This window comes from Nostocoides japonicum T1-X7 (assembly GCF_001046855.1).
GTDB classification, from domain to species: domain Bacteria; phylum Actinomycetota; class Actinomycetes; order Actinomycetales; family Dermatophilaceae; genus Nostocoides; species Nostocoides japonicum.
The window spans coordinates 4372261-4393318 of record NZ_HF570958.1 but is presented as its reverse complement, the minus strand read 5'-3'; the positions used below and the strand labels follow the sequence as shown (position 1 = coordinate 4393318).

The window sequence follows — 21058 nt, the reverse complement described above, 5'->3', positions numbered from 1 at the left end:
GGGTAGTCGCGGGCGGCGCGGGCGGCGGCCCGGGCCTCGATCTGGGCGGCGACAAGCGCGTCGAGGGCGGCCAGGGTGTCGTCCTGCTCGCCGGAGCCGCCGTGCCACACCGGGTCGAGCGGGTTGACGCCGAGGACGTGGGTCATCGCGACGACGGTCCGGGCCAGCTCGGCGGCCACCTCGTCGTCGTCCTCGTCGAGGGCCGTGTTGCCGGCCCGCACGGTGTCGTGGATGACGGCGAGGGCCCCGGAGACCCCGAGGTCGTCGTCCATCGACTCGCGGAACTCCTCCGGCAGGGTCTCCTCACCGGTCGCCAGGAGGGGGCCGGCATCCGGCAGCGCGCGCCGGAGGAACCCCTCGATCCGCTCGACGGCAGCCTCCGCCTCCTCCAGCGAACCCTCGTGGTACTCGATCGTCGACCGGTAGTGCGCGGCCGTGAGGTAGTACCGGACGGCGAGCGGGCGATGCTCGCGCGTCACCTCCCGGACCCGGAGGGAGTTGCCGAGCGACTTGCTCATCTTCTCCCCGCCCATCGTCACCCACGCGTTGTGGAGCCAGTAGCGGGCGAAGCCCCAGCCCGCGGCCCGCGACTGGGCCTGCTCGTTCTCGTGGTGGGGGAAGCGGAGGTCGACGCCGCCGCCGTGGATGTCGAACGTCTCGCCGAGGTATCGGCAGGCCATGGCCGAGCACTCCAGGTGCCATCCCGGCCGGCCCCGGCCGAACGGCGTGGGCCACGAGGCGGTCGGCGGCTCCGTCGGCTTGCTGCCCTTCCACAGCGCGAAGTCGCGAGGGTCGCGCTTGCCCCGCGGGTCGGCGTCCTCCGCGGGAGCCATGTCGTCGAGGCGCTGGTGGGTCAGCTCGCCGTAGGCCGGCCAGGACTGCACGTCGAAGTAGACGTCGCCGCTCCCGTCGGGAGCGGCATACGCATGGCTCTTCTCGACGAGGGTCTCCATGAGCTCCACCATCTCCGGGACGTGGCCGGTGGCCCGCGGCTCGTAGGTCGGCGGCAGGATGCCGAGGCTGTCGAGGGCGTCTCGCGTCTCGAGCTCGTTGCGGTAGGACAGGGCGAACCACGGCTCGCCGCCCTCGGCCGACTTCGCGAGGATCTTGTCGTCGATGTCGGTGACGTTGCGGACGAGAGTGACGTCGTAGCCGTGACCCACCGTGAGCCAGCGCCGGAGCACGTCGAAGGCGACGGCGAACCGCACGTGTCCGAGGTGCGGTGGCGCCTGGGTCGTGAGCCCGCAGATGTAGATGCCCACCCGACCCGGCTCCAGCGGGACGAAGTCGCGCAGCTCGCGCGCGGCGGTGTCGAAGAGGCGAAGACTCACCCGCCGAGTTTATCGGCGCATCGACCCCCCTTCGCGCGCCTCCTCCCTCACCACGCTTTATCGGGTCACCCCAGAACGCCCGCGCCCTACCGTGCGCCCCCGGGAGCCCTCCACGCTTTATCGGGTCACCCCGGAACCTGTGGCTTCACCCGACATCGCTTGTCGGGTGAGGGTGGGTCTTCCGGGGTGACCCGATAAAGCGGGATCGGGGGTGAGCCGGATGGACCCTCAGTGGCCGCGGTCGATCCACTCCTGGAGGTGGGGGGCCTCGACGCCGATCGTCGTGCTGTCCCCGTGGCCGGTGAGGACGACGGTCTCCGGCGGCAGGGTGAGCAGCCGCTCGCAGATCGACTCCACGATCGTCGGGAAGCTGCTGAACGACCGGCCCGTCGCCCCCGGCCCGCCGTTGAAGAGCGTGTCGCCGGTGAAGACGACGCCCAGGGCCGGCACGTGGAGCGACACCGCCCCCGGCGTGTGCCCCGGGGTGTGCAGGACGTGCACCTCGACGTCGCCGACCGTGACGACCTGCCCGTCGGTGAGCTCCTCGTCGGGGGCGACGTCGTAGATCTCGTCCCACAGCATCCGGTCGGCCGGATGGAGGTATGCCGGCGCCCGCGTGATCGAGCCCAGCTCGCCCGCGCCGTTGATGTGGTCGTTGTGCCCGTGGGTGAGCAGGATGCCGATCACCTTGCGCTGCTTGGGAATCGCCGCGACGATGGCCCGCCCGTCGTGGGCCGCGTCGATGACGACGCACTGGTCGTCGTCGCCGACGACCCACACGTTGTTGTCGACCTCCCACGAGCCGCCGTCGAGCTCGAAGGTCCCCGAGGTGACGATGCGCTGGATCCCGACCCCGCCGGCAGAGGTGGGCAGGTCCGGCATACCGGCCTCACTCACAGCTCGACCACCGAGCGGAGGACCTCCCCCTTGTGCATCTTCTCGAACGCGGCCTCGACGTCGCCCAGGTCGATCCGCTCGGAGACGAAGTCGGCCAGCGGGAACCGGCCCTGCTGGTACAGGTCGACCAGCATCGGGAAGTCCCGCGAGGGAAGGCAGTCGCCGTACCAGGAGGACTTCAACGCCCCGCCCCGGCCGAAGACGTCGATCATCGGCAGCGTCACCTGCTTCTCCGGCGTCGGCACCCCCACCAGCACCACCGTCCCGGCCAGGTCCCGGGCGTAGAAGGCCTGCTCGTAGGTCTCCGGGCGGCCCACCGCCTCCACGACGACATCCGCGCCGAACCCGTCGGTCAGCTCCCGGATCGCCTCGATCGCATCCGTCACCGACGAGTTCACCGTGTGCGTCGCCCCGAACGCCTTGGCGCCCTCCAGCTTCCGGTCGTCCACGTCGACCGCGATGATCCGCGTCGCCCCGGCGACCTTCGCCCCGGCGATCGCCGCGTTCCCGACCCCGCCGCAGCCGATCACCGCGACCGAGTCGCCGCGACCCACCCCGCCGGTGTTCACCGCCGCCCCGAACCCGGCCATCACCCCACACCCCAGCAGCCCCACGACCGCCGCATCCGCATCCGGCACCTTCGTGCACTGCCCCGCCGCGACCAGCGTCTTCTCGATGAACGCCCCGATCCCCAACGCCGGCGACAGCTCCGTCCCGTCCGTCAAGGTCATCTTCTGCGTCGCGTTGTGCGTCGCGAAGCAGTACCACGGCTTGCCCTTCAGGCACGCCCGACACTGACCGCACACCGCCCGCCAGTTGAGGATGACGAAGTCACCCGGCGCCACCCCCGTCACGCCCTCACCGACCGCCTCCACGACCCCCGCCGCCTCATGCCCCAGCAGGAACGGGAACTCGTCGTTGATCCCGCCCTCCCGATAGTGCAGATCCGTGTGACACACCCCGCACGCCTGCACCGCGACCACGGCCTCACCCGGCCCCGGATCCGGAACCACCACGTCGACCAGCTCGACCTCGGCCCCCCTGCTCCGAGCGATGACTCCCCTGACGGTCTGCGACACGATGCCTCCTTCGGCGACGGTATGCGGCGGCACGGCCCGGCGGGCGCGTCCGGTCCCCACTCTGCTAGGCCTGCCTGTATACCAGCAAGCGACTCCACGCCCCATGCCGCGCCAGCCCGTGGCCGCCGCGTCCGGAACGGACCGCCGCGTGGCCTCGCGGATCCCCTCGGCGTGACCCCCGCCGTTCCGCAATCGCGGATCGGCGGCCCAGGCCGAGCTGTTGGCGACGCTCGTCCCACCGGCTCCGGGCCAGGCACCCGAGGGCGCGGCCGCGGACGGGGCGACCTCGGACGGTCGGTCCTCCGAGGAGGGCTAGCCGGACCGCGGCGTCGCAACGACGAGCGCCATCGCGATCGCCGCGACGCCCTCGCCGCGGCCGGTGAGCCCGAGACCCTCTGTCGTCGTCGCGGCGACCGAGACCGGGGCGCCACAGGCGCGCGACAGCACCGCCTGCGCCTCGTCGCGCCGGGAGCCGATCTTGGGACGGTTGCCGATGACCTGGACGGCGACGTTCCCGATCTCGAACCCGGCCGCCCGGACGCGACGCGCCGCCTCGGCGAGCAGGGTCGCCCCCGAGGCACCGGACCACCGCGGCTCGCTCGTGCCGAAGTGAGCCCCGAGGTCGCCGATGCCGGCTGCCGAGAAGAGCGCGTCGCAACAGGCGTGGGCCGCCACGTCGGCGTCGGAGTGCCCGGTGAGCGGGCGTTCGCCGGGCCAGGACAGCCCGGCGACCCACAGGACGCGGTCACTGTCCTCGTCGGCATACCCGTGGACGTCGGTGCCGATCCCTACCCGCGGCAGCGGGTATGCCGTCCGCTCGGCAGGCGCGTCCGTCGGCTCGGTCGTCATGCGCGTCATCCAAGCAGACGAGCGTTCCGATCCCGCATCGACGACCCGGCCACTCTGGCCCGAGCCGTATCACGGCTTCTCGGCCCGGCCTCCTGATACCGGGTCCCCCGCCCCGGGCGGCCCGGACGGGAGCGGACATGATGCCTTCGGCCCTGGCCCCGATGGTCGATCGGCGGACCCGGCGCCTGCTCGGCGCCTACGCCCTGTCCGCCGTCGGAGCGGGCCTCCCCTGGCCGCTGCTGTTCGTCCTCACCTGGGAGCACACGCACGAGGACACGGCCGTCGCCCTCGTCGGCGGAGCGCGGCTGCTGCCCTACGTCCTCCTGTCGTGGTGGACGGCTCGGCTGGCGGACCGTTTCCCGCGCGACCGGGTCATCCGCGTGACCCTCGCCCTCCGCGTCGTCGCCTCGGTCGCCGCGCTGGCCCTCGTCCTCGGCGGCAATCTCGTCGAAGCGGTCCTCTGCTGCAGCCTGCTCGTCGCCGTCGGCACCCCGACCTACCCGGCCGTGGCCGCCGCCCTGCCGGCCCAGACCGCGCGGCTGCGGCCGGCGACGACGTGCCTGGTCACCATCGAGGCGAGCGGGTTCGTCGTCGGGCCCGCCGCCGGTGGGCTGCTCCTCGACGCGTCGGTCCGCTGGGTCGTCCCGTGCCTCGCCGTGCTGCTCGCCGTGTCGGCGCTGGCGACGTTCGGCACGACCCGGCTGTCCGCGGCGCCCTCCGGAGGGGAGACGAGCATCGCCGCGACCGGTGTCGTGCGACTCGTCGCCCGCGACCGCGCCGTGGCCGGGGCCATCGCGCTCATGGCCGTCGTCAACCTCGCCGACGGCATCGTCGGGGTGACCCTCGTCCCGCTGTCTCAGGAGGGGTGGCGGGAGACGGCCGCCGCCTTCGGCGTTGCGACGGCATTCCTCGGCTTCGGGGCGCTCGGCGCGCCGCTCCTGGCCGTCGTCGGCGACGGGCCGAGGAGCCGGGCTCGGGTCGGGATCCTCGGCTGCGCCGTCTCGCTCGGCCTCGTGGCCCCCACACCGGCCGCCGCGTGGGCGCTCCTCCCCCTCGCTCTCGCGGGCGCGACGTCGGTCCTCGTCGAGAGCGCCGCCACCGAGATGCTCCAGGAGCAGGTCGTGGATCGGCTCCGCGCCTCGATCCTCGGGCTCACCGACGCCGTCATCGTCGCGGCCGCCCTCGTCGGCGCGCTCTCGGCACCTCTCGTCGTCGGCGTCGTCGGACCGCGCGGCTCGATGATCGTCGTCGCGACCGGGCTCGCCGGCGCCGTGCTCCTCCTCACCCCCGTCCGCGGATCATCGAGCGCGAGCCGCAGGGAAGAACGCCGTGACCCGGTCGGCGGGTGCCGACCGGGTCACGGATGAACAGTGTGGAGGCGTTGCCTCAGGAGGCGAGAACCTCGTCGAGGATGGCCTCCGCCTTGTCCTCGTTGGTCTTCTCGGCGAGCGCGAGCTCGGAGACCAGGATCTGCCGGGCCTTGGCCAGCATTCGCTTCTCACCAGCGGAAAGGCCGCGGTCCTTGTCGCGACGCCACAGGTCGCGCACGACCTCGGCGACCTTGATGACGTCACCGGAGGCGAGCTTCTCAAGGTTGGCCTTGTAGCGGCGCGACCAGTTGGTCGGCTCCTCGGTGTATGCCGCACGCAGCACTTCGAAGACCTTGTCCAGGCCCTCCTGGCCGACGACGTCACGGACGCCGATGTCCTCGCAGTTGTCTGCAGGAACCTCGATGGTCAGATCGCCCTGCGCGACCTTCAGCGTGAGGTACAGCTTCTCCTCTCCACGGATCGTGCGCGTCTTGATTTCCTCGATCCGTGCCGCCCCGTGGTGGGGGTACACGACCGTCTCGCCGACCTTGAACACCATGTGCTGTTATCCCCTTTCGCGACGCTCAGGATAACACGCGGCATACCCGCCCAACGAATCGTCCACAGGCATCGTCGCAGGTCAGCACCGTTGTCGGGCAACGAATTCCCCCGTCTTCCTCTTGACAAATGACGGTATGCCATGCCTTCTGCGTGCGGCTGCGGACGGTTCCGGCGGGGTCCGAGCGCCGCGACGATGGCACTTTCGGCCGGTCTCGGGCCAGGCCACCGCCCCTGGAAGGACCCGGTGCCGCTAGGCTGTCCGCCGTGACGAAGCGAACGGTGCGCGGCCTCGGCGCCGCCCTCGTGATGTCCGCCGGCGTGGGACTCTCGGGATGCGCGGCCATGTCGCCGGTGCAGACCCAGGAGTCCTACCAGCCGGCCGACGGGGTAGCCCTCAACCTCGGCAGCATCCGGATCGACAACCTCCTCGTCGTGGCGCCCACCAAGGGCGGACCCGGCACGGTGTCGGCGAGCGTCGTGAACGACACGGGCCAGCCGGTCGCCATCGAGTTCGCCGACAAGACGTCCGGGGCGACCGCCCAGTTCGCGGCCCCGCCCGGCGTCGCGACACCGGTGTCCGCCGACTCCAACCTCGTGCAGCTGGCGTCCGTCTCCGCCGGCCCCGGATCGAACATCACGATGACCGTGACGACCGCGACGACCGGGACCGCCCAGGTCACCGTCCCCGTCCTCGCGACGCAGTCCTTCTTCCAGACCCTGCTGCCCACCCAGGCGCCGACGACGCCCGCGCCGACCACGACCGCTTCGTCCTGACCTCAGCGGCTTCTCCACCGTCGACCCGTCGGCCGGCGACCCCTCACGACTCGTACTTGTAGCCCAGTCCCCGGACGGTCACGATGTGGCGAGGGTTGGACGGGTCCGGCTCGATCTTTGACCGCAGCCGTTTGACGTGGACGTCGAGGGTCTTGGTGTCTCCGACGTAGTCGCTCCCCCACACCCGGTCGATGAGCTGCATCCGGGTGAGCACCCGCCCGGTGTTGCGCAGCAGCATCTCGAGCAGCTCGAACTCCTTGAGCGGCAGCGAGGCGTTGGCTCCGTCGATCGTCACGACGTGGCGCTCGACATCCATCCGCACCGGCCCCGCCTCGAGCGTCGACGGCACGAGCTCCTCGGGCTCGGCGAGCCGGCGCAGCACCGCCTTGACGCGAGCGAGCAGCTCCCGTGACGAGTACGGCTTGGTGACGTAGTCGTCGGCTCCGAGCTCCAGCCCGACGACCGTGTCGATCTCGCTGTCCTTGGCGGTCAGCATGATGATCGGCACGTTCGAGCGCTGCCGCAGGACGCGGCATACCTCCGTCCCGGACATCCCCGGCAGCATGAGATCGAGGAGCACGAGATCCGCTCCGTCGGCGTCGAACTCGGCGAGCGCGGCGGGCCCCGTCTCCGCGACGGAGACGTCGTAGCCCTCCTTGCCGAGCAGGTAGGAGAGCGGGTCGGAGAAGGACTCCTCGTCCTCCACGACGAGTATGCGGGTCATGCCGATCGGCCTCCTCGGTCCTGGTGTCGTCCGGCGACGGGGAGCCGGATGGTGAAGGTCGAGCCCTGGCCCTCCTGGCTCCAGACGGTGACGTCGCCGCCGTGGTTCTCGCAGATGTGCTTAACGATGGACAGGCCGAGGCCGGTGCCCCCCGTCGCTCGGGAGCGGGCCGGGTCCACGCGGTAGAACCGCTCGAAGATGCGGTCCTGGTCGGCCTCGGGGATGCCGCGCCCCTGGTCGGACACGACGACCTGGACGGTGTCGCCGACGCGAGCGGCCGTGACCGTCACCCGGGTCCGCCGCTCGGAGTAGGTCACGGCGTTCGACAGCAGGTTGCGGACCGCCGTGACGAGCAGCCCCTCGTCGCCGTAGACGGCGAGCCCGACCTCGCACTCGCCGACGAGGTCGATATCCTTGGCGTCCGCGGCCAGCTTGGTCCGGTCGAGCGACTCGGAGACGACACGGTCGACGTCGACGAGCGTCGGCTCGTCGAGGGGGTCGTTGCCCTGGAGTCGGCTGAAGTCGACGATCTCCTGGACGAGGCGGTTGAGCCGGTCGGCTTCGACCCGCATCCGGCCCGCGAAGCGCTCGACCGCCTCGGGGTCGTCCTTCGCGTCGAGCACCGCCTCCGCGAGGAGGCTGAGGCCGCCGACCGGTGTCTTCAGCTCGTGGCTCACGTTCGAGATGAAGTCACGCCGCACCTCCTCGACCCGCCTGGCCCGGGTCTGGTCCTCGATGAGGAGCAGGACGTGGTGCGCTCCGAGCGGTGCCACGCGGGCCCGGACGTTGACGTGGACGGTCCCCAGGGGGCCGCGCGAGAGGTCCAGCTCGGCCTCGCGGATCACCCCGTCGCGGCGAACCTGCCGAGCCAGGTGCCGCAGCTCGGAGTGGACGAGGTCGTGGCCTCGGACGAGGCCGTGGGCGACCGCCGTCGGCGAGGTGTTGACGACCCGGTCGGAGGAGTCGACGACGATGCCGCTGGACCGCAGCACGGCGAGGACCGCCGCCACGCCGGCGGGGATCTCCGGCTCGGGGACGGGCGGCAGGCGGCGCTGGGAGCGCTCGGTGAGCCGGACCGCGAGGAGCGCGCCGGCGCCGATGACGACGCCGACGAGACCTCCGAGGGTCGCTGCCGCCGTGACGTCCACGGCCACCAAGGCTACGCGGAGCCGACGGGAGCACCGGACGACCGGCATACCGTCGAGCGGCGACGCCGCCAGATGTTCACCTGGCGACACCTGGCCGTTCACCGGGGAATGACACCGTTCGAGCCGACCGGACACCCAGGCCGTTCCGTGCAGCCCCGACGAGGAGGACCTCGCGATGCGTGAAGCGTTCCACCAGAATCTCCAGCTCATCTCCGACCAGCTCGTCGAGATGACGCGACTCGCCGCGTCGGCGATGAGCCGGGCGACGACCGCGCTGCTCGATGCCGACGTGCACCTCGCCGAGTCCGTCATCGCCGCCGACAAGCAGATCGACATCGTCCGGGAGGAGCTCGACGCGCTCGCGGTCGATATCCTGGCGCGTGAGCAGCCCGTCGCGACCGACCTGCGGATGGTCGTCACGAGCATGCGGATGAGCTCGGACCTGGAGCGGATGGGCGACCTCGCCCGGCACGTCGCCAAGGTCGCCCGGCTGCGGTACCCCGAGTCCGCCGTGCCACCGGAGCTGCGGGCGACGGTCCTGCAGATGGGCCAGGTCGCCGAGCGGATCGTCGCCAAGGCGGGCTCGATCATCGCGGCGCGCGACGTCGAGGAGGCCAAGCTCATCGAGCGCGACGACGACGAGATGGACGCCCTCCACCGGGAGCTCTTCGAGCACCTCGTCGACGGGTCGTGGCGGCACGGGACGGAGTCCGCCGTCGACGTCACCCTCCTCGGCCGCTACTACGAGCGGTATGCCGACCACGCCGTCTCGGTGGCGACCCGGGTCGTCTATCTCGTGACGGGCGAGTGGGACCTCGACGCGGACAGCGACGAGCCCGAGGACCTCATCGCGCGCTGACGCCGGGCTGCACCGCCCCGACGCGCCCCGCCGTTCGCCGCCCCGCAGCTTTATCGGGTGACCCGACAAAGCTCGCCACGGTCGGTGGAGCCGACGGACACCCAGATGCGGTCGCAGACGCCCGGGGTATGCACGGCTCACGCACGGCGAGCACGGGACGGGGTCGCCTCTGGATGTCCGTCGGTCGCCGGCGACGCCCGACAGGGAGACCCGGAGCTATCGCCCCTGGTTCGCGACGGCCTCCGCGGCCGCCGCGGCGGCCTCCGGGTCGAGGTACTCTCCCGGCCTGCTCGGCATGAAGTCGTCCCCGAGTTCATAGACGAGCGGCATGCCCGTCGGGATGTTGAGCGCGGCGATGTCCTCGTCGCTGATCCGGTCGAGGTGCTTGACGAGGGCGCGCAGGCTGTTGCCGTGGGCGGTGACGAGAACCGTCCGACCCGCGGCGAGGTCGGGCTGGATGTCGCTCTCCCAGTAGGGCATCATTCGCGCGATGACGTCCTTGAGGCACTCCGTGCGCGGCACCTCGACACCCGTGTAGCGCGGGTCGCCGCTCTGGTCGTACTCGCTGCCCACCTCGATGGGCGGCGGCGGCACGTCGAACGAACGGCGCCACAGCATGAACTGCTCGTCGCCGTACCGCTCGCGGGTCGCCGCCTTGTCCAGGCCCTGGAGCGCGCCGTAGTGCCGCTCGTTGAGCCGCCAGCTGCGCCGGACCGGGATCCAGTGGCGGTCGCAGGTGTCGAGAGCCATGTTGGCCGTCGTGATCGCGCGGCGCAGCACCGAGGTGTGGACGACGTCGGGCAGCACCCCCGCGTCCGCGAGCATCCGGCCCCCCCGGATCGCCTCCTCGCGGCCCACGTCGTTGAGGTCGATGTCGACCCAGCCGGTGAAGAGGTTCTTGGTGTTCCACTCCGAGGTGCCGTGGCGGAGGAGGACGAGCCGGTATGCCATGCCGCATACCCTACTGACCCTCACCGCTCGCGACGTGCGGCGATCACGCCGGCAGCCACCGGTGACCGCTCGACACTCAGCCGGCCGCGGCCGTCGGGAAGTCGAGGATGGTGCACGGGCCCCGATCGGGTGCCAGACCGCCAGGCGGGTCGGTCAGGGCGGCGTCGGGGTGGTGCACAGGCCCCGATCGGGTGCCAGACCGCCAGGCGGGTCGGTCGGGGCGGTGAGGGGATGGTGCACAGGCCCCGATCGGGCGCCAGACCGCCAGGCCGGGCGGTCGGGGCGGTGTCGGGTTGGTGCACAGGCCCCGATCGGGCGCCAGACCGCCAGGCGGGGGGGCCATGGGCGTCAGGCGTCGCGCGGCGGGTCTCCGGGCCGCTCGAGGATCGACCGGAACGCCTCGAGGTTGCGCAGCGACTCGCCCCGGGAGACGCGCCACTCCCACTCCTTGCGCATCGAGCCGAGGAAGCCGATGACGAGCAACTCGTTGAACGGGCCGTCCGCGGCCTCGAGGACGACGCCGAGCAGCTGGTCGAGCTCGGTGTCGGTGACCCCGTCGGGGGCGACGCGTCCGGTGAGGTACACGTCGCCGGAGGCGTCGATGGCATACGCGAGACCCGGCAGCCGCAGGTTGCGCCGCAGGAGGAACCGGTAGAACTCCTCCTCGTTCTCGTCGGGGTGGCGGATGACGAAGGCGGAGACCGACAGGCCCTGGGCGGAGCAGACGAGGGAGGCGATCGTCTTCAGCTTCTTGTCCCCGGGGAGGGTGACGACGAGCTCGTCGTCCCGGGCGCCCGGCTCCCACTCCACCTCGGCCCGGTCGAGGAAGCCCTGGACGGTCGCGAGCAGGGCGGCAGCGGTCGGCATACCTAGGAGTGTGCCACCTTGGGCCGGTGCACCTGGGTGGCCGTCAGGACGACCGAGGAGGCCCACGCGTGGAGGTCGAGGACACCGTCGGGACGCAGGTCGATCGCGCGGGCGGCCGTGCCGGCCTCCAGCCCGATGCGGACGCCGAGGACGTTGGTGAACAGCGCCGCGTCGTTCGTGCGCACCCACCACGCCCGCTTGCGGAGGTTGCGGTCGGGGAGAGCGGGAGGGATGCCTCGCGTCGCGGGACGTGGGTCGAGGTGCAGGACGATGCCCCTGGCTCCCCGGACGGTGATGGCCACCCGGAGCGTGGCACCCGACCGGGAGGCCTGGACGCGGACCCGGTGGACGTCGTCGGTCGGGCCCCGTGAGCCGTGGACGACGGCGGACCAGACGGCGGTGCCGTCGTCGAGGACGAGGCTCGTCACGTGGAGGTTCGACGCGTCGCGGGTGACCGTCTCCTGGTGGTGCCGCTCCGAGCCGGCGACCGCCGAGACGAAGGAGCCCGACGTCACCGTGTCGAGCATGACGTCGTCGTACCGGGCGATCCGCAGACCGCTCGCGAAGAGCGACACCGTGTACCCGTCGCCGAAGGTCACCGTCCCTCGCGCCACCTTGTCGACGAGGAGCAGTCCGGGGTCGACCTCGGCGATCCCGATGTCCCGGCGCAGCCATACCGGCCCGTAGACCGAGAGGCCGAGGACGAGGGTGGCGCACAGCGTGACGACGAGCGAGACCATGCTCCAGCTCACCGTCCCCGCACGTCGGTGCTCCTGCCACCACGCCATAGGAGGTCACCCTATGGTCGGCGGCCGTCGCACCGGAGGACCGGCCGGGACCCCGGCGCCGCCGCGGTGGCGGCGGTATCGTCCCGCGTCATGCCGGTCGAGCGAGTCGAGCGACCCGTCGGGACGATCACGCGGGGCACGACGAACCCCAACCGCCTGCGGCGCTGCGACCGCTGGCTCACCGGCCCGCAAGCCTGGCGACTGCGGCGTCCGGCGCAGCCGCCGATCGTCGTCGACCTCGGGTACGGCAGGTCCCCCGTGACGACCCTCGAGCTCCACGACCGGCTCGCCCGGGTGCGCCGCGACGTCGAGGTCGTCGGGCTGGAGATCGACCCGGACCGGGTGCGGCAGGCCATGGCTCTCGCCCGACCCGGCCTCGCCTTCGCCCGGGGCGGCTTCGAGGTGCCGCTCACGCGCGGGCGGCGGGCGACGGTCGTCCGTGCCTTCAACGTGCTGCGTCAGTATGCCGAGGAGGAGGTTCCCGAGGCCTGGGACCGGGTCGTTCGCCGGCTGGCTCCGGACGGGCTCCTCGTCGACGGGACGTGCGACGAGCTCGGGCGGCTCGCGAGCTGGGTCGCCGTCGACCCCTCGGGTCCGGTGTCGCTCACGTTCTCGTGGCGGCTGCGCGGGATGACGCAGCCGTCGGTCGTCGCCGAGCGGCTCCCCAAGGCGCTCATCCATCGCAACGTGCCCGGCGAACCGGTCCACGACCTCCTGCGGCGTCTCGACGAGGCGTGGGACCGCAGCTCGGCGCACGCGTCGTTCGGCGTGCGGCAGCGGTTCGTCGCGACGGTCGAGGCGCTGCGGGACTCGGGGGTCGAGGTCCGCGACGGGCGGGGGCGGTGGCGCCTCGGGGAGCTGACGGTCGGCTGGGCCGAGGTCGCCCCGGCTTCCGGCCCCCAAGCCGCTCGGACGTCCCCCGACACCGGAGGTCAGCGGGCGTAGTCGTCGTCGTGGCGCACGATGTCGGCCTCGTCGAAGTCGCCGAAGGCGATCTCGAGGACCCGCACGGGGGTGTCGCCGAGGCTCTCCATCCGGTGGAGGGTCCGGACGGGGATCCAGACGGAGTCCCCGCTCCGGACCGTCCGGGTGTCGTGCCCGACCGTCACCCGGAGCGTCCCGTCGAGGATCCGCCAGAACTCGCCCCGGCGGTCGTGGGTCTGCAGCGAGAGCCGGTGGCCGGGCTGGACGGTGATGATCTTGACGGTGCACGGCTCGTTCGTCACGAACTGCTCGAACCGGCCCCACGGCCTCTCGACGACGAAGAGGTCGTCCGTCGGGTCCGCGCGACCGGCGGTCAGGGAGGCAGTGGCGGGGTTGTCGCTCATGGTCGGACAAGTGTGCCTCATGCGACGCCGAGGCGCTGAACGACGAGGGTGCGTCGGTCCGGCGGGCTCACCAGGGACCGTACGGCCCCGAGGAGTTGCTCCCCTTGCCGGTCACCTGCCGCAGCGCCGGACGCACGTCGGCGAGGTAGACGGCCGCGCCGACGAAGGCGACGATGCCGAAGATGGACAGCACGCCCCGGAAGGTGAGGAAGCCGACGGCGAGGCAGACGCCGGTGATCGCGAGCCAGAACGGCTTGGTCCGCTTGCCGGCCGCGGGGTAGGCCTGCGTGCTGTGCCGCAGCGCATCGACGAACGCGAAGATCTCGACGCCGAGCGCGGCCACCCCCAGGACGAGGAGGACCCAGCTCTGCGCGTTGCCGATGACACCCATGGGTCAAGGGTAACGAGGGGCTCAGACGTCGAGGACGATCGTGACCGGACCGTCATTGACGAGCTCGACGGCCATGTCCGCCCCGAACCGCCCCGTCTCGACGTGGACGCCCCGGGCCCGCAGGTCGGCGACGAGCGCCTCGAACACCGGCTCGGCGACCGGACCGGGCGCGGCCTGGTTCCACGTCGGGCGCCGCCCCTTGCGGGTGTCGGCGTAGAGGGTGAACTGGCTGATGGCGAGAACCGGTGCCCCCGCGTCGAGGACCGAGAGCTCGTCGCGCAGGATCCGCAGGTCGGCGATCTTACGGGCCAGCGTGGCCACCTCGGTCGGGCCGTCGTCGTGTGTCACGCCGACGAGGGCGACGAGCCCCGGCGCGGGCAGGGAGCCGACGACCTCGCCATCGACGACGACGCGGGCCGTCGAGCAGCGCTGGAGGACGGCGCGCACGTCAGATCCCGACGGCGACGACCTCGCCGACCTGCTCGCCGTGGCCGAGGACCGGGCTGTGTTCGAGCTGGTCGAGGGCCGTCGAGGTGACCCCGAGCCGGCGCAGCACCGCGGCGAGGATGAGGGGCTTGGCCCGTGAGCCTCCGTCGGCGACCTTGATCGCGATGCCGCGACCGTCACCGAGCCCGACGGCATACACCGACTCGGCCCCGTCCTTCGCGACGAGGCCGGGCGTCTGGGCCATGAGCGCCGTCACGTCCCGGCCGGTGCCGCCGACGTACTCGGGGTAGGAGCGCATGGCTGCGGCGATCTCCCCCTCTGTCGTGTCCTCGGCGGCCGCGGCGATCCGCCCGAACGCCCGGGCCACCCCGGTGAGGCTGACCGCCATGACCGGCGCGCCGCAGCCGTCGACCGCGGTCGCCGCGACGGTCTCCCCGGTCAGGTCCTCGAGCGTCTCGCGGATGGCCAGCTGGAGGGGGTGATCCTGCTCCCGGTAGCCACGGACGTCCCAGCCGTGGCGCGCGCAGGTCGCGAGCATCCCCGCGTGCTTGCCCGAACAGTTCTGGGCGAGGGAGGTGGGGGTGCGACCCTCACGCACCCACCGCTCGTGTTCGGCGGCGTCGAGCGGCAGGCTGGGCGTGTTCTGCAGGTCCGTCTCCCCGAGCCCGGCCCCCTCGAGGATGTCGAGCGCGGCCCGGCGGTGGAACGGCTCGCCGGAGTGGCTCGCACAGACGAGCGCGAGCAGCCGCGGCTCGAGGCGCAGGCCGGCGCGGACCATCGCGTCGGCCTGGAGGGGCTTGTTCGCCGAGCGGGGGAACACCGGGCCGTCCCCGGCGCCGAGCACGATCTCGGGGCTGCCGTCGGGCGCCGTGACGACGACGCTCGCCCGGTGCGCCGACTCGACGAAGCCGCCACGGACGACGTGGACGAGGACGGGTGCGTCGGCGAGGACGCCGGGGGTCTGCTCCACCGGCCCAACCTAACCCGTCGGGGGTCGTCGGTATGCGACGAGCCCGGCTCCGGCATCCCCTCGCCCGGACCGCGGCCGGGATGCCGTCCTACCGAGGCCCGCCCCGGGCATACCGTCGTCGGCGCGTTCGCGAGCGAGGAGCCGGCCGTTGGCGCCGGACATGCGGATGCCGCGAGACCTCGATGGTCTCGCGGCATCCCAGGGATTCCCCTCCCTGCGACCCGAGGGCGTCGGGGGGCTTCCTGGCAGGGAAGTGGATCAGTCGCCGATCTTCTCGGCGGCCTTCTTGGCTGCGGTGGTCGACGCGGCGGCCGTCCTGCGAGCGCTCGTCGTCGTCGCCTTGCGCGACGTGGCGGCGCGCTTGGAGGCGTTCTTCGCCGTCGTCTGCGTGCGCTTGGCGGCGGTCCGGGTCCGGGCCGCGGATTTCTTGACCTCGGTCACGGTCTCCTCGGCCTCCTCCGCGACGGAGTCGGCGATGACCTCGGCGGTCTTGGCCGCCTCGCGGCGACCGGTCGTGACGAGGGCCTTCGCGGACCGCTGGACGTCGTTCGCGCCCTTCTGGACGCTCGTGAGGTAGCCCTTGCCGAGGGCGACGGTGGACTCGGCCTGCGCGACGAGGTCCTTGGTCGCCTTCTGGTTGAGGAGGCGCTCGGCGAGCCGCTCGCCGCGGACGGCGAGGTCCTCGTAGGTCTCCGTCGCCGCGGCGGCGAGCTCGAGGCCCTTGCCGAGAGCGACCGCGGGAACCTGCTGGACCTGTGCGGCGAGCTCGCTGGCCTTCTCCTGGAGCTTGGCCGGCGTGTACCCGTCCTGGGCCTTGGCGAACCGCGCACGGCGGACCTCGGCGCGGGCCTCGGCCTTGACGCGGGCCTCCTTGGCCTTCTCGACGGCGAGGTCGGTGACGCCCAGCCAGGCGTAGAACGGGGTGGTGTCGGTGACGGTCTTCTTCAGGTCGTCGATGGTCGGCATACGAGTCACTCCTTCGGTGATCTCTTGGTGGACTTCGTGGTGGTCTTCGTGGCCCCCGGCTTCCGTGTCGGGCGGGGGGTGGTGGTAGCGGCCGCCCCGGGGGCCGATGCCTTCGGGGCGACCGCGGTCGTGGGCTCGGTCGTCTCGGTGGCCGCGGCACGCGCGGCTGAGCCGACGAGGGAGGTGTAGACGTCGAGCAGCGTGTCCTTCTGCCGCTTCGTCAGGTACGGGTCCTCGGCGATGGCTGCCGGGACGGTCGTCGTGCGGTCGTCGGTGTCCGGTCGCTCCTCGAGGATGCCGGCCCGGACGTAGAGGCTCTCGGCCGAGACCTGCAGCCCCTTGGCGAGCTGCTGGAGGATCTCGGCGCTCGGCCGCTTCAGGCCCCGCTCGATCTGGCTGAGGTAGGGGTTCGAGACGCCGGCGAGCTCGGACAGCTGACGCAACGACAGCCTGGCCGACTGACGCTGCTCGCGCAGGTAGTCGCCCAGCTGACCGAGGTCGTTCAGGGGGTTCCGGCTCATGCATCCATTATGCTTGCTTCAGTTAGCAGAACGCAAACTGGAGACAGCGTGAGGATGGCCACACCGGATCCGGGAACACGCGCCCTCGTCCGCCTCAGACCCGCACGGAAGGTGTCCGCAACCGGATGTCGTTGCAGGCCACGCACGTCTCCTCCGGGATGATCCCGAGCCGCATGAGCCTCCCGAACGCCCAACATCCAGCGCAGAACCCGAGGGCCGACTCGAGGAGAGCGAAGACGGCCAGCACGACGACGAGGAGCGCCGCGGGGGTATGCCAGCCGACCACCGGGCCGAGCAGGCTCGCCGCCGTCGTCACCGCCAGGCCGATCCCCTGGGCGAACCGCTTGGGCGGGCCGGCCACGAGCCTCGGCTCGCCGAGCCTCGGGGCGACGACGCGCGTCGCGAGCTGTCCGAGCGGGCTGAGCCGAGGACCGGTGAGGACCCGGGCGAGGAAGCCGAGCGCCATGAGGGGAAGGAGCCACTGCCACCCGGTGACGAGGACGACGGCCGAGAGGGCGAGGACACCCGCGGCGACGGTGCGTGCCGCCTTCTCGTTGACGGGGTTCGGAAAACCGATGATTCTGCTCGCCATAACCTTATGTTATGCCTTCCCGGCCCGGCCCGTGCACCCGCCCCCGATTCCCGCACGTGCCGAGCTGATGTCGCATACCGGTCGGTAGCTCGACAACAACTCGGCACGTGCGAGGGGAGGTCGCCGCACGTGCCGAGCTGATGTCGTTCAGGAACCGATCAGACGACAACAACTCGGCACGTGCGAGGGGTGATCGGATGCGAGGCGCGGGAGATCGGGGCGGGGGCGCGCGTCAGAGGCTCGGGGCGCGACGGCGGTCCTTGACGGCGAGCAGGGCGCGGGTCTCCTCGCACGAGAGGGGCGGACGCTGCATGAGCTCGGCGAAGGTCGCCGCGCGGGCCACGAGCTCGGCGTTCCCGCTCACCTCGCGGTCCTTGGCATACATGACGTTGTCCTCCATCCCGACGCGCAGGTGCCCACCGGCGGCGAGCGCCGTCGCGAGGACGGGGAGGTGTGCGCGTCCGATGCCGGTCGCCGACCAGCTCGTCACCTCCGGCGGCAGCGCCTGGACGGCGGCCATGACGGCCTGCGGCGTCCCCGGCATACCTCCGGGCACCCCCGTCACGAGGTCGACGTGGACCCGCCCGCCGAACGGGAGCCCGTGCCGGTCGAGGAGCCGGCGCATCGACCAGACGTGACCGAGGTCGAAGATCTCGAACTCCGGGACGACCTCGCGCTCCTGCGCCAGGACGTACAGGTCGGACATGAAGCCCCACGGGTTGAGGAAGACGTCGTCGCCGAAGTTCGTCGTGCCGCACGTGAGGCTGCACGAGTCGGGGTCGGCGTCGAGGACCGTGAGGCGTTGGGACAGCGGGTCGTGGACGGAGCCGCCCGTCGAGAGCTGGACGACGAGGTCGGTCGTCTCGCGGACGGCCTCGACGGCGGCTCGCAGGTACCCGCCGTCGAGGGTCGGCCGGTGCTCGGTATCGCGGAGGTGGAGGTGGATGAGCGAGGCGCCGGCCGCCTCGCAGTCGACGGCCGTCGCGACGAGCTCGTCGAGGGTCGTCGGCAGCTGGGGGTGGTCGGCCTTGTCGAGCTCGGCTCCGGTCGGAGCGACGGTGATGAGGGTTCCGGTCACGAGGTCATCCTGACAGGCGGTATGCCATGCCCCCGGCGGTACCGGGACGAACCTCCGGCGCCGCGAGGCGGGTCGGGAGCGTCAGGGCGTGACGCAGGACGTGCTGGACTGGTGGCGGAAGACGGGATGCGGCCGGGAGCGTCAGGGCGCGACGACGACCGTCTGGGCGGCCGAGATGCCGTCGACGACGAACTCCGCGTCGACGGGTGTGTTGCGCTTGACGACGGCCAGCCCGATGGGGCCCTCCTCGAAGTGGCGGGCCACCGACGTCAGCCGGCCGACGGGCCGGTCGGGTCCACCCCGAACGAGGAGGTCCGCGCCGCACGCCGGCAGGGTGTGCCCGGATCCGTCGAGGTGGAGGAAGACGAGCCGGCGGGGTGGCCGCCCGAGGTTGTGGACGCGGGCGATCGTCTCCTGCCCCCGGTAGCAGCCCTTGTGGAGATGGACGGCGGTGCGCAGCCAGTCGACCTCGTGCGGGATGGTCCGGTGGTCGGTCTCGAACCCCAGCCGCGGACGCCAGGCGGCGACCCGCAGCGCCTCGGCGGCCCAGGTGCCCGCGAGAGGGCGGTCGCCGACGTACTCCTCGACGGTGTCCCTCGGCACGATGACCTCGCGCCACCGGCGTCCCTGCGCGGGATGGCCCTCGACCGGTCCGTATGCCGCGGTGTCGCCGACGAGCCCGGGCCACGGGTCGACGGCGGTCGGTGGCTCGCCCTCGAGCCCCTCGGCGCCCACGGGCTCGCCGACGACGGCATACCCGTCGGTGACGTCGGCGATCTCGACGCGGAGCATGAAGCGCATCGAGTCCAGCCAGGCCGCGAGGGCCGGGGCCGTGCCGGGCTCGACGCTCACCCAGACGGTCGCGCCGTCGTCGACGAGCCGCAGGTCGTGCTCGATGTGGCCCTTGGGCGACAGGACGAGCGACTCGGCCGACGTGCGCGGTGGGAGGCCGGTGAGCTGCTGGGTCGTGATCGAGTGCAGCCATGAGAGCCGATCGGGCCCGGACACGGTGACGACGCCACGGTGCCCGAGGTCGACGGCGGCGAGGCCCTCGGTGAGCAGGCGCTGCTCGCGGAGCGGGTCGCCGTAGTGCGCGGCGACGCCGGCGTCGACACCCTCCCCCTCGACGGCGCGCGGCCGCTGGAGGAAGGGCGATGAGGTGGTCAGTGACGGCATCGGGCACAGCTTCCGTGGAGGGCGACATGGGTGAGGTCGACGGCGAAGCCGGTCTGCTCGTCGACGGCATGGACGAGGGAACCGGCGAGGTCGAGGGGGAACTCCGACACCGAGCCGCAGTCGTTGCACACGAGGTGCACGTGGTCGGCGTGGCCGGCGAGCTGGTAGCTCGGAGCCCGGTGGTCCAGATGGGTGTGGCGGACGACGCCGAGGTCCTCGAGGGCCTCCAGGCACCGGTACACCGTGGAGAGGGACACCTCCGGCCCGCCGTCGGCTGTGACCCGCTCGTGGATCTGCTCAGGCGTCGCGTGCTCGCATTGCGCGAGGACCGACATGACGCGCTCGCGCTGCCGGGTCAACCGCATACCGCGGGACCGCAGGAGGCTGCCGAGCTCGTCCACCTCCCCGATTCTACGGCCCGTCCCTGACGCTCCCCGCAGTCAGTCGACGCGCTTGAGCTCCGCGGAGAAGTGGCTCTGGAGGGGGTGCCCCTCGGCGGCCATGTCGACGGCATACATGAGGTTGCCGCCGACGAGTCCGTAGAGCCGGGCGCCGGCGTTGTACTCGCGTGCGTGCGGGCTGCGCATGACGCCGTCGGTCCGCAGCTCGACCTTCGCCGGCGCCGTCGTGCCGTAGTAGAGCTCGAGGATCCCCGTGTTGTGGGCGAGGAGCAGCTCGGCCTCTCCCTCCGTGGGGCAGCGCCAGAACCCCAGCTCGGTCGCCCGGGGCGCCACCTGCTGGCCCGACTCGTCGAGCTCCCACGTGTGGCTGTGCCACTCGAGGAAGGGCCGCCCGTCGTGGCTGCAGACGACCTCCTGCCCGAAGTTGCGGGACTCCATGTCGGGGTAGCCGACGACGCCCGCTCCCTCCCATCGGCCGACGAGCCACGCGAGGGGGGCGAGGGACGGGTGGAGGGAGGTGTCGAGCTGGAAGACCACGACTCGAGCCTATCCGCGGTATGCGACGCGCTCCCCTCCCGTTTGCGCCCGCGCCCTGTCCTCCGCTCTGTCCTCTGCTCCGTCCTCCGCTCGGCTGGGCCGGTTGCTCCGCTGGAACCGGTCCGTCGAGGTATTCAGCGACCATCGCGGCGTCACCAGATACCTCCACCCGCAGCCCGCTCGCCGAATCGAGGTAACGCGACCCCACCGCAACGTCATCACATACCTCAACCGGGTGGGGCACCCCAGGAGTCGAGGTAACCAGCGACGCTGCCACGGTCACCACATACCTCTACCGCCGACGCCTCTCGCCGAGTCGAGGTAACCCGACCCCTGCGTCGTGACCAGATACCTCGACCGCCGACGCCTCTCGCTGGATCGAGGTAACCCCACCCCACGCCGACGGGCGGACCTTGAATCCGCCCCACCGCAACGTCACCAGATACCTCAACCGGTTGGGGCACCCCAGGAGTCGAGGTAACCAGCGACGCTCCCACGGTCACCACATACCTC

Annotated in this window: 25 protein-coding genes; 4 read left to right on the top strand and 21 right to left on the bottom strand. The window is 72.0% G+C overall.

Going from position 1 to position 21058, the window contains the following annotated elements; genetic code table 11:
• The 4 genes from cysS to ispF form a co-directional block, all read right to left on the bottom strand.
• A partial coding sequence (cysS, locus tag BN12_RS19965) for a cysteine--tRNA ligase (RefSeq protein ID WP_048555223.1) occupies window positions 1–1331 on the bottom strand: 1331 nt, incomplete at its 3' end.
• Window positions 1332–1559: 228 nt separating this feature from the next.
• Window positions 1560–2213, bottom strand: a complete 654-nt coding sequence (locus BN12_RS19960; protein ID WP_048555222.1) for an MBL fold metallo-hydrolase — start codon at window positions 2211–2213, stop codon at window positions 1560–1562.
• Between the two features lie 11 nt (window positions 2214–2224).
• A complete protein-coding gene (locus tag BN12_RS19955) occupies window positions 2225–3307 on the bottom strand; it encodes an S-(hydroxymethyl)mycothiol dehydrogenase (RefSeq protein WP_048556651.1) in 1083 nt (360 codons plus the stop codon).
• 312 nt (window positions 3308–3619) lie between these two features.
• A complete protein-coding gene (gene ispF, locus BN12_RS19950) occupies window positions 3620–4156 on the bottom strand; it encodes a 2-C-methyl-D-erythritol 2,4-cyclodiphosphate synthase (RefSeq protein WP_048556650.1) in 537 nt (178 codons plus the stop codon).
• A 137-nt stretch (window positions 4157–4293) separates the two neighbouring features.
• Here ispF and BN12_RS19945 point away from each other — a divergent pair, with 137 nt between their 5' ends.
• Window positions 4294–5523: an MFS transporter gene (locus BN12_RS19945; protein WP_162233113.1), complete on the top strand. Its 1230-nt coding sequence runs from the start codon at window positions 4294–4296 to the stop codon at window positions 5521–5523.
• 19 nt (window positions 5524–5542) lie between these two features.
• Here the strand turns inward: BN12_RS19945 and BN12_RS19940 are convergent, their stop codons facing one another.
• Window positions 5543–6025: a CarD family transcriptional regulator gene (locus BN12_RS19940; protein WP_048555220.1), complete on the bottom strand. Its 483-nt coding sequence runs from the start codon at window positions 6023–6025 to the stop codon at window positions 5543–5545.
• Window positions 6026–6291: 266 nt separating this feature from the next.
• On the opposite strand from BN12_RS19940, the gene BN12_RS19935 reads away from it, so the two are divergent.
• The gene (locus BN12_RS19935; RefSeq protein ID WP_048555219.1) at window positions 6292–6801 is read left to right on the top strand and encodes a hypothetical protein; all 510 of its coding nucleotides are present in this window, start codon (window positions 6292–6294) and stop codon (window positions 6799–6801) included.
• A gap of 43 nt (window positions 6802–6844) precedes the next feature.
• On the opposite strand, the gene BN12_RS19930 is transcribed toward BN12_RS19935, so the two are convergent.
• Entirely contained in the window at window positions 6845–7525 is a 681-nt protein-coding gene (locus tag BN12_RS19930; protein ID WP_048555218.1) for a response regulator transcription factor, read from the bottom strand.
• Window positions 7522–8673, bottom strand: a complete 1152-nt coding sequence (locus BN12_RS19925) for a sensor histidine kinase (protein WP_048556649.1) — start codon at window positions 8671–8673, stop codon at window positions 7522–7524. The genes BN12_RS19930 and BN12_RS19925 overlap by 4 nt, the downstream gene beginning before the upstream one ends.
• Window positions 8674–8848: 175 nt before the next feature.
• Between BN12_RS19925 and phoU the strand changes: the two genes are divergently transcribed.
• Window positions 8849–9532: a phosphate signaling complex protein PhoU gene (phoU, locus tag BN12_RS19920; RefSeq protein WP_048555217.1), complete on the top strand. Its 684-nt coding sequence runs from the start codon at window positions 8849–8851 to the stop codon at window positions 9530–9532.
• 216 nt (window positions 9533–9748) lie between these two features.
• Here the strand turns inward: phoU and BN12_RS19915 are convergent, their stop codons facing one another.
• The 3 genes from BN12_RS19915 to BN12_RS19905 form a co-directional block, all read right to left on the bottom strand.
• Complete coding sequence (locus tag BN12_RS19915) at window positions 9749–10483, bottom strand: phosphoglyceromutase (protein ID WP_048555216.1); 735 nt, start codon at window positions 10481–10483, stop codon at window positions 9749–9751.
• Window positions 10484–10831: 348 nt separating this feature from the next.
• Entirely contained in the window at window positions 10832–11350 is a 519-nt protein-coding gene (locus tag BN12_RS19910; RefSeq protein WP_048555215.1) for a type III secretion system chaperone family protein, read from the bottom strand.
• A 2-nt stretch (window positions 11351–11352) separates the two neighbouring features.
• Complete coding sequence (locus BN12_RS19905; RefSeq protein ID WP_048555214.1) at window positions 11353–12138, bottom strand: hypothetical protein; 786 nt, start codon at window positions 12136–12138, stop codon at window positions 11353–11355.
• A 90-nt stretch (window positions 12139–12228) separates the two neighbouring features.
• Here BN12_RS19905 and BN12_RS19900 point away from each other — a divergent pair, with 90 nt between their 5' ends.
• Entirely contained in the window at window positions 12229–13083 is an 855-nt protein-coding gene (locus tag BN12_RS19900) for a class I SAM-dependent methyltransferase (RefSeq protein ID WP_048556648.1), read from the top strand.
• On the opposite strand, the gene BN12_RS19895 is transcribed toward BN12_RS19900, so the two are convergent.
• From BN12_RS19895 to BN12_RS19845, 11 genes are all read right to left on the bottom strand, one after another.
• Window positions 13071–13466, bottom strand: a complete 396-nt coding sequence (locus BN12_RS19895) for a phosphomannose isomerase type II C-terminal cupin domain (RefSeq protein ID WP_048555213.1) — start codon at window positions 13464–13466, stop codon at window positions 13071–13073. The two genes, BN12_RS19900 and BN12_RS19895, sit on opposite strands and share 13 nt — an antisense overlap.
• Window positions 13467–13533: 67 nt before the next feature.
• Window positions 13534–13857 carry a DUF2516 family protein gene (locus BN12_RS19890; RefSeq protein WP_048555212.1) on the bottom strand — a complete coding sequence of 108 codons (324 nt, stop codon included), beginning with the start codon at window positions 13855–13857 and terminating at the stop codon, window positions 13534–13536.
• Between the two features lie 21 nt (window positions 13858–13878).
• Entirely contained in the window at window positions 13879–14304 is a 426-nt protein-coding gene (gene dtd / locus BN12_RS19885; protein ID WP_048555211.1) for a D-aminoacyl-tRNA deacylase, read from the bottom strand.
• A 1-nt stretch (window position 14305) separates the two neighbouring features.
• Window positions 14306–15274, bottom strand: coding sequence for an asparaginase (locus BN12_RS19880; protein WP_048555210.1), 969 nt, complete (start codon window positions 15272–15274; stop codon window positions 14306–14308).
• A gap of 258 nt (window positions 15275–15532) precedes the next feature.
• Window positions 15533–16240 (bottom strand): hypothetical protein, encoded by a 708-nt coding sequence (locus BN12_RS19875; RefSeq protein WP_048555209.1) that lies wholly within the window; start codon window positions 16238–16240, stop codon window positions 15533–15535.
• A 5-nt stretch (window positions 16241–16245) separates the two neighbouring features.
• Window positions 16246–16761 carry a helix-turn-helix domain-containing protein gene (locus BN12_RS19870; protein WP_048555208.1) on the bottom strand — a complete coding sequence of 172 codons (516 nt, stop codon included), beginning with the start codon at window positions 16759–16761 and terminating at the stop codon, window positions 16246–16248.
• Between the two features lie 94 nt (window positions 16762–16855).
• Entirely contained in the window at window positions 16856–17353 is a 498-nt protein-coding gene (locus tag BN12_RS19865) for a DUF4395 domain-containing protein (RefSeq protein WP_048555207.1), read from the bottom strand.
• Between the two features lie 232 nt (window positions 17354–17585).
• Window positions 17586–18431, bottom strand: coding sequence for a BKACE family enzyme (locus BN12_RS19860; protein ID WP_048555206.1), 846 nt, complete (start codon window positions 18429–18431; stop codon window positions 17586–17588).
• A gap of 141 nt (window positions 18432–18572) precedes the next feature.
• Window positions 18573–19607, bottom strand: coding sequence for a CAF17-like 4Fe-4S cluster assembly/insertion protein YgfZ (gene ygfZ, locus BN12_RS19855; protein ID WP_048555205.1), 1035 nt, complete (start codon window positions 19605–19607; stop codon window positions 18573–18575).
• Window positions 19595–20008 carry a Fur family transcriptional regulator gene (locus BN12_RS19850; protein ID WP_200901261.1) on the bottom strand — a complete coding sequence of 138 codons (414 nt, stop codon included), beginning with the start codon at window positions 20006–20008 and terminating at the stop codon, window positions 19595–19597. The genes ygfZ and BN12_RS19850 overlap by 13 nt, the downstream gene beginning before the upstream one ends.
• A 39-nt stretch (window positions 20009–20047) precedes the next feature.
• On the bottom strand, window positions 20048–20545 hold the full coding sequence (locus BN12_RS19845) for an FABP family protein (protein ID WP_048555204.1): 498 nt from the start codon (window positions 20543–20545) through the stop codon (window positions 20048–20050).
• Between the last annotated feature and the right edge of the window lie 513 nt (window positions 20546–21058).

Coding starts and splice junctions, on each gene's coding strand:
- BN12_RS19865 (WP_048555207.1), bottom strand. CDS start 17,353: ATGGCGAGCAGAATCATCGGTTTTCCGAACCCCGTCAACGAGAAGGCG.
- BN12_RS19870 (WP_048555208.1), bottom strand. CDS start 16,761: ATGAGCCGGAACCCCCTGAACGACCTCGGTCAGCTGGGCGACTACCTG.
- BN12_RS19945 (WP_162233113.1), top strand. CDS start 4,294: ATGATGCCTTCGGCCCTGGCCCCGATGGTCGATCGGCGGACCCGGCGC.
- BN12_RS19915 (WP_048555216.1), bottom strand. CDS start 10,483: ATGGCATACCGGCTCGTCCTCCTCCGCCACGGCACCTCGGAGTGGAAC.
- BN12_RS19960 (WP_048555222.1), bottom strand. CDS start 2,213: ATGCCGGACCTGCCCACCTCTGCCGGCGGGGTCGGGATCCAGCGCATC.
- BN12_RS19940 (WP_048555220.1), bottom strand. CDS start 6,025: ATGGTGTTCAAGGTCGGCGAGACGGTCGTGTACCCCCACCACGGGGCG.
- ygfZ (WP_048555205.1), bottom strand. CDS start 19,607: ATGCCGTCACTGACCACCTCATCGCCCTTCCTCCAGCGGCCGCGCGCC.
- phoU (WP_048555217.1), top strand. CDS start 8,849: ATGCGTGAAGCGTTCCACCAGAATCTCCAGCTCATCTCCGACCAGCTC.
- BN12_RS19905 (WP_048555214.1), bottom strand. CDS start 12,138: ATGGCGTGGTGGCAGGAGCACCGACGTGCGGGGACGGTGAGCTGGAGC.
- BN12_RS19875 (WP_048555209.1), bottom strand. CDS start 16,240: ATGCCGACCATCGACGACCTGAAGAAGACCGTCACCGACACCACCCCG.
- BN12_RS19890 (WP_048555212.1), bottom strand. CDS start 13,857: ATGGGTGTCATCGGCAACGCGCAGAGCTGGGTCCTCCTCGTCCTGGGG.
- BN12_RS19900 (WP_048556648.1), top strand. CDS start 12,229: ATGCCGGTCGAGCGAGTCGAGCGACCCGTCGGGACGATCACGCGGGGC.
- ispF (WP_048556650.1), bottom strand. CDS start 4,156: ATGACGACCGAGCCGACGGACGCGCCTGCCGAGCGGACGGCATACCCG.
- BN12_RS19910 (WP_048555215.1), bottom strand. CDS start 11,350: ATGCCGACCGCTGCCGCCCTGCTCGCGACCGTCCAGGGCTTCCTCGAC.
- BN12_RS19895 (WP_048555213.1), bottom strand. CDS start 13,466: ATGAGCGACAACCCCGCCACTGCCTCCCTGACCGCCGGTCGCGCGGAC.
- BN12_RS19930 (WP_048555218.1), bottom strand. CDS start 7,525: ATGACCCGCATACTCGTCGTGGAGGACGAGGAGTCCTTCTCCGACCCG.